The sequence below is a fragment of the Bacillus basilensis genome (assembly GCF_050630465.1).
GTDB lineage: Bacteria > Bacillota > Bacilli > Bacillales > Bacillaceae_G > Bacillus_A > Bacillus_A basilensis.
Genome location: NZ_JBNTQO010000025.1, coordinates 47890 through 59868, shown reverse-complemented (window position 1 = coordinate 59868; position 11979 = coordinate 47890). Strand labels below are relative to the sequence as shown.

The window sequence follows — 11979 nt, the reverse complement described above, 5'->3', positions numbered from 1 at the left end:
CAAATGCCTTCTCCTCAAAACAAACCTTTATTATTAGCATCTTTAAAAAAATGTCATGCTGATCTTGAACTATTTTCCTTAGAAACAAAGTCAAAATCAGCAAGCGAAATGTATAGTAAAAACGCGAAACAAATCGATAAGATTTTAAATAAAGTAACCTATCTTTTAAAAGAATAACTCTCGAAAGAACGCTTCAGTAAAAAGGCGTTCTTTTCTTTTTTTCTACAGGTTTCATAACGTTTAAATTTATGTAATTCGGTTATGATGTTGAAGATACATAAGCAGGGAATTTCAAAAACATAGCGAATAATTCATGGTACAACTACATATTTTTTTGATTTAAAGTGGTTTCGTTTGACCTTTATTGACCATAATTGTATTATAAGACTAAGAAAGCTTTAGAAGGAGGAAATAACAGATGAATTTAATTCCTACAGTAATTGAACAAACAAATCGTGGAGAACGCGCTTACGATATTTACTCTCGACTATTAAAAGACCGCATCATTATGCTTGGTAGTGCAATTGATGACAACGTAGCTAACTCAATCGTTTCCCAGCTTTTATTCTTGGAATCTCAAGATCCAGAAAAAGATATTCACATCTACATCAACAGCCCTGGTGGTTCTATCACAGCAGGTATGGCAATTTACGATACAATGCAATTTATTAAACCACAAGTATCAACAATCTGTATTGGTATGGCTGCATCTATGGGTGCATTCTTACTTGCAGCAGGTGAAAAAGGAAAACGTTATGCACTTCCAAACAGTGAAGTAATGATTCACCAACCACTTGGCGGAGCACAAGGTCAAGCGACTGAAATCGAAATCGCTGCAAAACGTATCCTATTCTTACGTGAAAAACTAAACCAAATTCTTGCTGACCGCACAGGTCAACCTCTTGAAGTACTACAACGCGACACAGACCGCGACAACTTCATGACAGCAGAAAAAGCTTTAGAATACGGTTTAATCGATAAGATCTTTACAAATCGTTAATACTTAAAAGCGGAAGCGGCTCGTTTAGAATCGCAGGGTGTTGGAGCTTTTACATTCGAGGCAAAAAGCGCCTCGGATGTAAAAGCTAAACAACTGGAGATTCTAGCCGCTGGAGCTAGATACATAAAAAAGCGCCCTATTACAGGGCGCTTTTTTATGTATTGGCCTCCGTACGAATATACCCCACCTAGTATTCACCTAAATATATCAGCGATTTTTCAAATATATCGAACGTAACTCCAATTATATCGGCGATTATTTTAATATATCGACGTTTCGACACAACTTATCGACTTACCGACAATCCTCGACAAGCACTCCCCCCCACATACCTCCACCAACAAACATCAAAAACAAAAAAGCTATCGCATATACGCGATAGCTTTTTATTGTACATATGCAGCTAATGCTTCTAAAGCCTCTTCTGCATCTGAACCTTCTGTTGTAATTGTTATCATGCTACCAGTTCCAATTGCTAAGCTCATAATCCCCATTATGCTCTTTGCATTTACTGTCTTTCCATCTTTCTCGATGAAGATATCCGCATGAAAGCGATTTGCCTCTTGTACAAACAACGCAGCCGGACGTGCTTGTAAACCGTTTTTTAATGAAACCTGAACTCTTTTTTGAACCACAGCTCCATTTCCCCTTTAACCTCTTATTTTTTTGCTACCGTTTCCCCCGCGCGTAATTTCTCTGCAATATCATCGATTTTACGCAAACGATGATTAATACCCGATTTACTAATTTTGCCCCCGGATACCATCTCACCTAACTCTTTCAATGTTACATCTTGATAATCTCTTCTTAGTTGCGCAATTTCTCGTAGTTTATCTGGCAATATATCAAGACCAACCGTCTCATCAATATAGCGGATATTTTCAATCTGCCTTAGCGCTGCACCAATTGTTTTATTTAAATTAGCTGTTTCGCAGTTCACTAAACGATTTACAGAATTACGCATATCACGTACAATTCGAATGTCTTCAAATCTTAAAAGTGCATTATGAGCTCCTATAATATTTAAAAACTCTGTAATTTTTTCTGCTTCTTTCAAATACGTAATATACCCTTTTCTTCTTTCCAATGTCTTACTATTTAAATCAAATCCGTTCATCAGTTCACATATAGCATCATTATGTTCCTTATATAACGAAAAGATCTCTAAATGATAAGATGATGTTTCTGGGTTATTTACTGAACCACCTGCTAAAAATGCACCGCGTAAATACGATCGTTTACAACATTTCTTCTCAATCAATTCTTGTGATATATTTCGAATAAATGAAAAGTCATCTCGAACGATATGAAGATCGGCTAATATTTCGCGAGACTTCTCAACAAGCCTTACGATATATACATTATTTTTCTTCAATCGCATTTTTTTACGAACAAGTAATTCTACCGTCACGTCATATCCTTTTTTCAAAAGCGTATAAATCCTTCTTGCAATTGCCGCATTTTCCGTTTGAATATCGATAGATAGACGACGATTTGAAAAAGAAAGCGATCCGTTCATTCGAAGTAACGCTGATAGTTCTGCTTTCTCACAGCATTCCTTCATCTCAAGATTCGTCAACTCTTTCTTTGTTTCTGATGCAAATGACACAGTCAACACCTCCTTATACGATTATTGTGGAACAAAAATCTTGTCCTATATGAAAGGATGAGCGTTACCTCAAACGAGGCAACGCACACCTACAACAGTGAATATAAAATGGAAGCTAACTTTAATGTATCGTGCCTTACAACACGATCATCATACTTCGCTAATTGATCTTGAATGACATCAATATTGTTTTCGATAAAACGCTCTTCATCTACTACAACTGGCGCCGACATTTCTTCCTCATATAATTGACGTAATTCACAAGGAATATCACGGTTATTTACAATTGCAGTATCGATAAATGGTTTACCTAAATGATCATGTAACGCCTGCACATGGTCAAACGCAGTATATCCCATCGTTTCACCAGCTTGCGTCATAACATTACATACATATACCTTCTTCGCTTTTGCAGCAAGAACAGCGTCCCCGATTTTGTTAACAACTAAATTCGGTAATATACTCGTATACAAACTTCCTGGACCAAAAACAAGTAAATCAGCTCGTTTAATCTCAGCCAACGTTTCATGTAACGGTTCTACATCTTCTGGAGTTAAAAAGACACGGTTAATCTTCTTCCCGAAATAAGGAATTTTTGATTCACCTGTTACAATTTCTCCATCTTCTAGTTCCGCATGCAATACTGCACTTTGGTTCGCTGCCGGTAACACACGTCCTCTGACGTTCAACACTTTACTCGTTTCAGTAATCGCATGGAAGAAATCTCCTGTAATCGAGGTCATACCCGCCAATAATAAATTACCTAACGCATGACCTTTCAGCCCATCTCCCGTTGTGAAGCGATGCTGAAATAAAGCTTCCACCAGTGGCTCTACATCTGATAACGCAACAAGTACGTTACGAATATCACCTGGGGGTGGAATTTCTAGCTCATCACGTAATCTACCTGAACTGCCACCATCATCAGCGATTGTAACAACTGCTGTAATATCAACAGGATACTGTTTTAATCCTCGTAACAAAACAGAAAGTCCAGTTCCGCCTCCCATGATAACAATTTTAGGTTTTCTCTCTTTTTTCATCCCTTAATGGCCCTTTCTCTTCTCCACATCACGATGAGATACATGAACACTATACTCTGGTTTCAAATGTTTCCCAAGGTATTCTGTAAGCGTAACAGAACGATGCTGTCCACCTGTACATCCAATTGCTATTACAAGTTGACTCTTGCCTTCTCTTTTATAATGAGGCAGCATGAAAGTGATAAGATCCGTCAATTTCTCTAAAAACTTATGCGTCTCATTAAATTTCAGTACATACGATGAAACTTCCTCATCTAGTCCTGTTAATGGCTTCATATGTGGAATGTAATATGGATTTGGTAAAAAACGAACATCAAATACTAAATCTGCATCAATTGGAATGCCGTACTTAAATCCAAATGACATAACATTTACACGAAATGCTTGCTCCGTTTCAGTTGAAAACAGATGAACAATTTTTTCACGTAATTCTTTCGGTTTTAAATCCGATGTATCAAGCACAATATTCGCTCGCGCCTTCATATCAGTTAATAAGCTACGCTCCATCTCAATTCCCTTTAACGGCAAACCAGTTGGTGCAAGTGGATGCGAACGTCTCGTTTCTTTATAACGAGTCACAAGCGTGCTATCCTTCGCATCTAAGAATAAAATATGAGGAATAATCCATGTACGTTCTGATAAATCATCAAGCGCTCCCCATAAATGTTCGAAAAACTCTCGGCCACGTAAATCAACGCCAAGTGCTACTTTATTCATTTTCCCTTTTGAATCCGCCATAAGCTCAATAAACTTTGGCAATAACATCGGTGGTAAATTATCTACACAGAAATATCCTAAATCTTCAAAACTTTGTAAAGCTACTGTCTTTCCAGCTCCAGACATTCCTGTAATAATTACCATTTTTATATCATTATTCTCTGTCATCGTATCCTCTCCTTGACGGTTTAACTCGGATCTAATCGGTATGAAAGCAACTCAAAATCTGGGGTATATACAAATGTACCGTAGATTATGCCATTTCCTTTAATTAAATAATCAATAATGTGATAATCTCCTGGTGCCATTGCTAAATCATCAATTTTATCAAATGTATGCCAACCAATGATGCCTTCTTCGCTCTCTAGTTTGTTTTCTCCTGCAAAATCTGTCGCTAAAAAGGAGAACATCATCCATTCAGAAACAACTTTATCACCTTCTTGGATGACAAAGGTGAAGACCCCCTTTAACGCTGGGTTCTTTAAATAAATCCCTGTCTCTTCACGATACTCGCGAACAACGGAATCTCTTACAGTCTCACCACGCTCCATTTTCCCGCCTGGTGCAACCCACCAATTCCGGCGAGGTTTTTGGAGTAAGAGTACTTCATTATCTCTAATTAACACACAGTTTGTCACTCTTTGCATGTTTCTTCACCTCAGCTACTTGCAGCAAATTTTTCACTGCATACTCATTTCATTATACTATCAAAAACAGTTTGCTACAACGAAGGAGCCAGTCCTCTTTCGCTAAGCACACGCTACTCAACAATTTTAAAAAAGCTTTCTATAACAAGCAATGTAAATGCTTAGAATTCCAATGAATAGCATGAAAAATCCCCTTAACGATTTTTATCGCCAAGGGGATTAAAGCCTTTATTTCTTACCGAAATAAGTAACAATCGCAAATCCTAAAATAAAGGTAATAATTGAACTTATAATTGAAAATCCTCCAGTTGGAATACCAGGGAACACAATTACAATCGAGCCGATAACAAGTCCAATAATTGCCGCAAATGTCATACTTTTATAACGATCTAATAAGAAACTAATTCCTTTACTACTTACAACGAACCCTACCATAACACCAGCACCGATAACTGCGATTAAAGGTAAGTTCAGTGTAGTTAAAGCGTTAATTGCTGTCGGATACACACCAATAATTAATAAAATAAATGATCCGCTAATTCCAGGAAGCAACATAGCCATACTAGCCATCCATCCTGCGAAAAATAAACCAATTGCATTTAAAATTGTTAACGTCGTAATTGGATCTGCTGCCTTATCTGGTTTAAAGAAAGCTGTGATCGCAACAAGAATTGCTGCAACTATTAATAAAACAATGTGCTTACCTTTAAATGATGCCTTTGCATCAGCTTCCCTCATTAACATCGGTAATATACTAATAATTAAACCGAGGAAGAAAAATTGAGTCGGTTCATAATGATTTGCAAGTAAATATTTAATAACGTGACTTAACGTTAAAAACGCTGCTGCCACACCAGCTGCAAGAGGAATTAAAAATCCTAAATGTTTTTTCCATTCACGACTAAAGAATCCACTAATTGCCGCAAGCAATTGTTCATAAATCCCTAACACAACAGCGATTGTACCGCCGCTCACACCAGGAATTAAATCACTAACGCCCATACAAAATCCACGATATATATTACGCCATTCCATACTGAATAAATTCCTCATTTCTTATAGTGATTTTTTCCGTAAAGTCCAGTATATCAATAAGAAAGCTTATAATCTCAATATTTTTTGACAAAACTTTGACATTTTCACACAAAAAAAAGAAGAAAGCTCTTATATGTAGCTTTCTTCTCAAAAAGTATAGCATCCCTTATTTTTCTGATACAGTTTTTAGTTCTTCTAATAACTCTTCTACGTAATGTTGTGCGCTTTGCGCTGCAATACTACCGTCACCTGTTGCAGTTACAATTTGACGAAGCATTTTTTCGCGAACATCACCAGCTGCGAAAATACCAGGAACTTTCGTTTCCATACGCTCGTTCGTTTCAACGTAACCATTTTCATTTGTAATACCTAACTCAACAAACGGTTTTGATAGTGGTAACATACCGATATATACGAAAACGCCATCAGTTTTGACTTCTTTCTCTTCTCCACTGTTTACGTCTACAAGCGTTACGCTTCCTACTTTACCATTCGCTTCGTTAATTTCTTTAATAGTGTGATTCCAAATGAAATCTACTTTCTCGTTTTGGAAAGCACGATCTTGTAAAATTTTCTGTGCACGAAGAGTATCACGACGGTGAACGATTGTTACTTTTGATGCGAAGCGTGTTAAGAACACACCCTCTTCAACAGCAGAGTCTCCGCCCCCAATAACAACAAGTTCTTTCTCTTTAAAGAATGCACCATCACATACCGCACAGTATGATACACCACGGCCGCCAAGTTCTGTTTCACCTGGTACACCGATTTTTTTATACTCTGCACCACTTGCAACGATAATTGCACGTGTTTTATACTCTTTTTTACCAGCAATAATTGTTTTGTACTCTTTACCATCGATGACTGCTTTCACATCACCATATGCATATTCAGCACCAAATTTCTTCGCATGCTCGAACATTTTATTTGATAAGTCTGGTCCTAAAATTGACTCATAACCTGGGTAGTTTTCTACATCTTCTGTGTTCGCCATTTGTCCACCTGGAATACCACGCTCAAGCATTAATGTGCTTAAATTCGCACGAGATGTATATACTGCAGCTGTCATACCAGCTGGTCCTGCACCAATAATAATGACATCATAAATTTTTTCTTCTGACACACTATTCACTCCTATTCATTCCTACACAATTAAGTTACCCTCATTATACTGTTAGCATCATTTTTTTCCCAATGATTTGCTTACTTATGTGTGCGTACGTTTAACAGCTTGCACATACTTTCGAACAGTCGCTACAGATACATTATATACATCCCCGAGCTCCGACTGTGTCATCTTATTTCCTTGTTCGCTGCGTACGATATATTCAACCGCAGCTGACCAACCGTATACATTTGTAAAAACTGCCCCAGATGTATATAAACGTATGAACGTACAAAACCAAAATTGTAAACACTCTTCGATTAATTCATCATCTTTTTTCGTATAATTGTATAACGCATCCGCGATTCGCGCGCACTGTTCAAATTGCTGTAAATCAGCTGGGATGCTCTTATGGCTATTAAGTAAAAAGAAATACTTTGCAAGTTGCGATACGATTGGAACACCGTTCTTCGCCTGCGTTACATCAAAGAAGAATCCCACCTTCTCTGGCGTTGACAATTCATTCATTAAATATAAAGCTAGCATTTGTTCCTCTAGCGTCGCACTTTGCTGAAATGATTTTCGTAATTCTTCAAATAACACGTTTTGTCCTTCATCCGCTAAATTCAATGCATTCCACGGTTCTTTTCCCTTTTTATCAGGGTGCAATTCTACAACATGTTGCCACATTTTTTCAGCTACTTGCTGATCTTTCACCATATACGCAGAATATGCAAACCAATAATAAAAACTAACGTCTCCCTCATATCCTTGACGCTTTAATAATTTAAACCATTTATATGCAGGCTCGAAATGACCAATTGTTGCAAGTGTCGTTCCAAGTTTCAAACGATGTTCAAACGAAATCGGATATACCGAAACTAACTGCGCAGCTAATGCCTCTACTTGTTTATGCTCTCCAATTGAATATAGAAAAATAAGCGTATTACAAAGCGCATGTATATTACCTGGATTTTTCTCTAAAATCATTTCAGTTAACTTCAGCGCCTTATCTACATTACCAGATTGAAAATGCGCAATGGCTAAATTATTATGCCCCGACCAAAATTCCGGATAATCTTTCGTAACAATTTCTAATGTAGCAATTGCTTCTTCCAATTGTCCGTTGCGAATATAACGATTCGCTTCTTCCTGCATAACAATTAAATCATCTTCATCCTCAATCTCTTCGGCACCCATCGCTTCTTCTTCCATGATCTCAAGTAATTCTAATGTATCTTCTACGAATTCCTGCTCTTCTGCAACTTCTAAATAGCGATCCGCATACTTCTTCGCCTGCTGAAATAGCCCCATATATGCATAATTATTTGCAATAAAATAATAACACTGTTCAAGTTCTGGATTAGATCTAACAAGCTTAAAGAAGGTTTGATTTGACTCTTGATATTCACCAGCCTCAGATAATACTGTTGCTAATTGGCATAAAATAAACGGCTCCTTCTCACTTTGTGCCGCTCTTCGAAAATATTTAATTGCATCTTGCAATTTCTGCCCTTTGTAAGCCCTCATCCCTTTTTTATAAAAGAAGTCCGATAATTGATTAAAAGAGATAACTTGTCCGTTCTCCTTATATATTCTTTGATTTTTCCCCATATATCCTCCAGTTTTTTGTTTTCTTCGTTCACACATTCTTCTATCTATAAGTATAAACGATTCCGTAAAAAACAAAACAGTATATTATACTCAATTATTTCCTTTTTATTCATTAAAAAAGAAGAGAAATGTTACATTTTTAGTATCAACCTTCTCTAGCATCCATTTCTTCTTTTGTATAAATAACACGCATTGGATTTCCACCTACGAAAGCACCACTTGGTACATCTCTATGAACCAGTGTGCCAGCTGAAACAATCGCGCCATCCCCAATTTTCACACCTGGTAATATAGTCGTATTTGCTCCAATCATCACTTCGTTTCCTATGATGATTTCCCCAAGTCGATATTCACGAATTAAATATTCATGTGCTAAAAGCGTTGTATTATAGCCGATAATCGAATTTTCTCCCACAACTATCTTTTCCGGGAACATAATATCTGGCATTACCATAAGCGCAAATGATGTTTTCTTTCCTACTTTCATCCGTAAAAACGTACGATACAGCCAATTCTTCACAGATAAAAATGGTGTGTAGCGTGCGATTTGGATAATAATAAAGTTTTTCATTACCTTCCAAAAAGACACTGTTTTATACACATTCCATAATGAATTTTCTCCTGAAACAGGATAGCGCGTTGTCCGTCGCACTGAACTCTCTCCTCTACTTATACAAAGTAAAACTTTACGAGCGATTCATATCAGACAAAATCGGTAGTAAATCACTCATTTTATCTAACATAAAGTCCGGTTTATAAGCCTCTAAATACGCTCTACCTTTCAATGTCCATGAAACCGCAGCTGTTTTCGTACCCGCATTTTGTCCACCAACAATATCATGATGATTATCCCCAACCATCAATGCCTCTTCTGGTTTCGCATCTAATAACTCAAGCGCTTTTTGAAGTGGCTCTGGATGTGGTTTCACATGCTCTACATCGTCAATTGTTACGACAACATCAAAGAACTCATCAAGCTTTGATAACTTTAATCCCATCTCAACGGTTTGTCGCGCTTTCGTTGTAACAATACCAACTTTATAACCTTGTTTCTTTAATTCTTGAACTGTTTCATATACAGTTTCATATTCTTCTACTAATTCATCATGATGATCATGGTTAAATTGACGATAGCTTGTAATTAACTCTTCAACCTTGCTTTGATCAATCTTACTAAAAGTATCATGTAAAGATGGACCGATAAATGACAATACATCTTCACGCTTATATTGATCTGGATAATATGTATTTAAAGTATGTAAAAAAGAAGAAATAATAAGTTCATTTGTATTAATTAACGTTCCATCTAAATCAAATAACACTGTATTTATTTTCATTGCCTTAGTCCTTTCTCTTTCCTGAATATGAAAGAAGCAGCATCTTATAATAAGATGCTACTTTTCTCTAATTTTCCGAATATCTTTTATCAGCTTGCCCCATTTTTCGTCTCACAATAATGAAAATAATAGAAATAACAACAAGTCCGATTGACATCACTTGTGCAATACGAAGTGGTCCTAGCATTAAACTATCTGTACGTAACCCTTCTACGAAGAAGCGTCCTACTGAATACCAAATTAAATATGTGAAGAATAGTTCCCCGCGGCGTAAATTCACTTTTCGTAATGCAAGTAATAGAATTACTCCCGCGAAATTCCATAATGATTCATATAAAAATGTCGGGTGGTAGTACACACCATCAATATACATTTGATTAATAATGAAATCCGGTAAATGAAGACCTTCTAAAAACTGTCTCGTTACTTCATCACCATGTGCCTCTTGGTTCATAAAGTTTCCCCATCGGCCAATTGCTTGTCCTAGTAAAATACTTGGCGCAGCAATATCAGCCAACTTCCAGAATGAAACCCCGCGGCGTTTCGCAAAAAGAATTCCTGTAATAACAGCCCCGATTAAACCACCATGAATCGCCAAGCCACCTTGACGAATATTAATAATTTGACTCGGGTTTTGCGCGTAATATTCCCATTCAAAAATAACATAGTACATTCTCGCAAATAGAATAGCGATCGGTACCGCAATTAATACAAGGTCAACAAATGTATCTTTTGGAATACCTAGCCTTTCTCCCTCGCGAGTTGCTAGCCAAAGACCTAATAGCACACCTGTACCGATAATAATCCCGTACCAATAAACAGGAAACGGCCCAAGTTGGACAGCTACGCGGTCAAGCTGCGGTACAGAACCTAACAGCATATGTATGACCTCCCTCTCCAAAGTTTACTCCTGATTTCCTAACTCAATCGCACTCATTAATCGTTCTGAGAACTGCTGTGCTGCATTGACTCCCATACGTTTTAAACGGAAGTTCATCGCTGCTACTTCAATAATAACAGCCAAGTTTCGACCAGGACGAACTGGAAGTGTAATCTTCGTTAGTTCTGTATCAATAATCTTCATCTTCTCTTCATCAAGACCTAAGCGATCATAATTTTTCTTTTGATCCCAAATTTCAAGATTAATAACAAGTGTAATACGCTTATAATTTCGCACTGCCCCTGCACCAAATAACGTCATAACGTTAATGATACCTAGACCACGAATTTCTAATAAATGCTCAATTAAATCTGGTGAGCTTCCTACTAATGTGTCTTCATCTTCTTGGCGAATTTCTACACTATCATCCGCAACAAGGCGGTGACCACGCTTCACAAGTTCAAGAGCTGTCTCACTTTTACCGACACCACTTTGACCTGTAATTAAAACACCAACGCCGTAAATATCTACTAACACACCATGAACAGCAGTTGTTGGCGCTAACTTACCTTCTAAATAATTTGTTAAACGACTTGATAATCTTGTTGTCGTTTGAGAAGAACGTAATAAGGGCATGCCTGATTCACGTGATGCTTGCAGTAACTCATCTGGTACATCTTGATTACGAGTTATAATAATACATGGCGTCTCCTCGGTACAAAGCGCTTTCATTCTCTCTTGTTTTTGCTCTGACGTTAACGTGTCAAAGAACGTAAGCTCCGTCTTTCCAAGAAGCTGTACGCGATCAGCTGGATAGTATGTGAAAAATCCTGCCATTTCAATTCCAGGTCTTGATAAATCACTTGTATCAATCGGACGATGAATTCCATCTTCACCACTTATTAACTCCAATTGAAATTGTTCAATTAAATCTTTTGTCCTTACTTTCGGCATATGTATAAACCTCCACTCCGCTGCGGGTTCAGTCTCGT

General features: G+C 37.3%; 14 protein-coding genes. 2 read left to right on the top strand and 12 right to left on the bottom strand.

Going from position 1 to position 11979, the window contains the following annotated elements:
* Both ACQVV1_RS27450 and clpP read left to right on the top strand, forming a co-directional pair.
* Nucleotides 1-177 (top strand): DUF1657 domain-containing protein (locus ACQVV1_RS27450; RefSeq protein ID WP_431169816.1); only part of this gene is annotated, 177 nt, incomplete at its 5' end.
* Between the two features lie 241 nt (nucleotides 178-418).
* Nucleotides 419-1000, top strand: coding sequence for an ATP-dependent Clp endopeptidase proteolytic subunit ClpP (gene clpP / locus ACQVV1_RS27445; protein WP_001049162.1), 582 nt, complete (start codon nucleotides 419-421; stop codon nucleotides 998-1000).
* A 386-nt stretch (nucleotides 1001-1386) separates the two neighbouring features.
* Here the strand turns inward: clpP and ACQVV1_RS27440 are convergent, their stop codons facing one another.
* The 12 genes from ACQVV1_RS27440 to hprK all read right to left on the bottom strand — a co-directional run bounded on the left by ACQVV1_RS27440 (nucleotide 1387) and on the right by hprK (nucleotide 11941).
* Nucleotides 1387-1635: an HPr family phosphocarrier protein gene (locus ACQVV1_RS27440; RefSeq protein ID WP_000250307.1), complete on the bottom strand. Its 249-nt coding sequence runs from the start codon at nucleotides 1633-1635 to the stop codon at nucleotides 1387-1389.
* Between the two features lie 23 nt (nucleotides 1636-1658).
* Nucleotides 1659-2609, bottom strand: coding sequence for a DNA-binding protein WhiA (gene whiA / locus ACQVV1_RS27435; protein WP_000006561.1), 951 nt, complete (start codon nucleotides 2607-2609; stop codon nucleotides 1659-1661).
* A gap of 89 nt (nucleotides 2610-2698) precedes the next feature.
* Complete coding sequence (locus tag ACQVV1_RS27430; protein ID WP_060632850.1) at nucleotides 2699-3652, bottom strand: gluconeogenesis factor YvcK family protein; 954 nt, start codon at nucleotides 3650-3652, stop codon at nucleotides 2699-2701.
* Between the two features lie 3 nt (nucleotides 3653-3655).
* Nucleotides 3656-4537, bottom strand: coding sequence for an RNase adapter RapZ (rapZ, locus tag ACQVV1_RS27425; protein ID WP_000138465.1), 882 nt, complete (start codon nucleotides 4535-4537; stop codon nucleotides 3656-3658).
* A 20-nt stretch (nucleotides 4538-4557) separates the two neighbouring features.
* A complete protein-coding gene (locus tag ACQVV1_RS27420; protein ID WP_001190080.1) occupies nucleotides 4558-5016 on the bottom strand; it encodes an NUDIX hydrolase in 459 nt (152 codons plus the stop codon).
* Between the two features lie 228 nt (nucleotides 5017-5244).
* Entirely contained in the window at nucleotides 5245-6051 is an 807-nt protein-coding gene (locus ACQVV1_RS27415; RefSeq protein WP_063221777.1) for a DUF368 domain-containing protein, read from the bottom strand.
* 166 nt (nucleotides 6052-6217) lie between these two features.
* Nucleotides 6218-7174 carry a thioredoxin-disulfide reductase gene (gene trxB / locus ACQVV1_RS27410; RefSeq protein ID WP_063221778.1) on the bottom strand — a complete coding sequence of 319 codons (957 nt, stop codon included), beginning with the start codon at nucleotides 7172-7174 and terminating at the stop codon, nucleotides 6218-6220.
* Nucleotides 7175-7258: 84 nt separating this feature from the next.
* Nucleotides 7259-8770 carry a tetratricopeptide repeat protein gene (locus ACQVV1_RS27405; protein WP_431169815.1) on the bottom strand — a complete coding sequence of 504 codons (1512 nt, stop codon included), beginning with the start codon at nucleotides 8768-8770 and terminating at the stop codon, nucleotides 7259-7261.
* Between the two features lie 145 nt (nucleotides 8771-8915).
* Nucleotides 8916-9422: an acyltransferase gene (locus ACQVV1_RS27400; protein ID WP_063221780.1), complete on the bottom strand. Its 507-nt coding sequence runs from the start codon at nucleotides 9420-9422 to the stop codon at nucleotides 8916-8918.
* Nucleotides 9423-9456: 34 nt separating this feature from the next.
* Nucleotides 9457-10107, bottom strand: a complete 651-nt coding sequence (ppaX, locus tag ACQVV1_RS27395) for a pyrophosphatase PpaX (protein WP_431169814.1) — start codon at nucleotides 10105-10107, stop codon at nucleotides 9457-9459.
* Nucleotides 10108-10174: 67 nt separating this feature from the next.
* Nucleotides 10175-10987, bottom strand: coding sequence for a prolipoprotein diacylglyceryl transferase (gene lgt / locus ACQVV1_RS27390; protein ID WP_000924239.1), 813 nt, complete (start codon nucleotides 10985-10987; stop codon nucleotides 10175-10177).
* A 24-nt stretch (nucleotides 10988-11011) separates the two neighbouring features.
* On the bottom strand, nucleotides 11012-11941 hold the full coding sequence (gene hprK, locus ACQVV1_RS27385; protein WP_060632856.1) for an HPr(Ser) kinase/phosphatase: 930 nt from the start codon (nucleotides 11939-11941) through the stop codon (nucleotides 11012-11014).
* Between the last annotated feature and the right edge of the window lie 38 nt (nucleotides 11942-11979).

Excerpts from the sequence above, each read along its gene's own strand:
- hprK (WP_060632856.1), bottom strand. The coding sequence starts at position 11,941 with ATGCCGAAAGTAAGGACAAAAGATTTAATTGAACAATTTCAATTGGAG.
- ppaX (WP_431169814.1), bottom strand. The coding sequence starts at position 10,107 with ATGAAAATAAATACAGTGTTATTTGATTTAGATGGAACGTTAATTAAT.
- ACQVV1_RS27430 (WP_060632850.1), bottom strand. The coding sequence starts at position 3,652 with ATGAAAAAAGAGAGAAAACCTAAAATTGTTATCATGGGAGGCGGAACT.
- clpP (WP_001049162.1), top strand. The coding sequence starts at position 419 with ATGAATTTAATTCCTACAGTAATTGAACAAACAAATCGTGGAGAACGC.
- ACQVV1_RS27420 (WP_001190080.1), bottom strand. The coding sequence starts at position 5,016 with ATGCAAAGAGTGACAAACTGTGTGTTAATTAGAGATAATGAAGTACTC.
- ACQVV1_RS27415 (WP_063221777.1), bottom strand. The coding sequence starts at position 6,051 with ATGGAATGGCGTAATATATATCGTGGATTTTGTATGGGCGTTAGTGAT.
- lgt (WP_000924239.1), bottom strand. The coding sequence starts at position 10,987 with ATGCTGTTAGGTTCTGTACCGCAGCTTGACCGCGTAGCTGTCCAACTT.
- ACQVV1_RS27405 (WP_431169815.1), bottom strand. The coding sequence starts at position 8,770 with ATGGGGAAAAATCAAAGAATATATAAGGAGAACGGACAAGTTATCTCT.
- rapZ (WP_000138465.1), bottom strand. The coding sequence starts at position 4,537 with ATGACAGAGAATAATGATATAAAAATGGTAATTATTACAGGAATGTCT.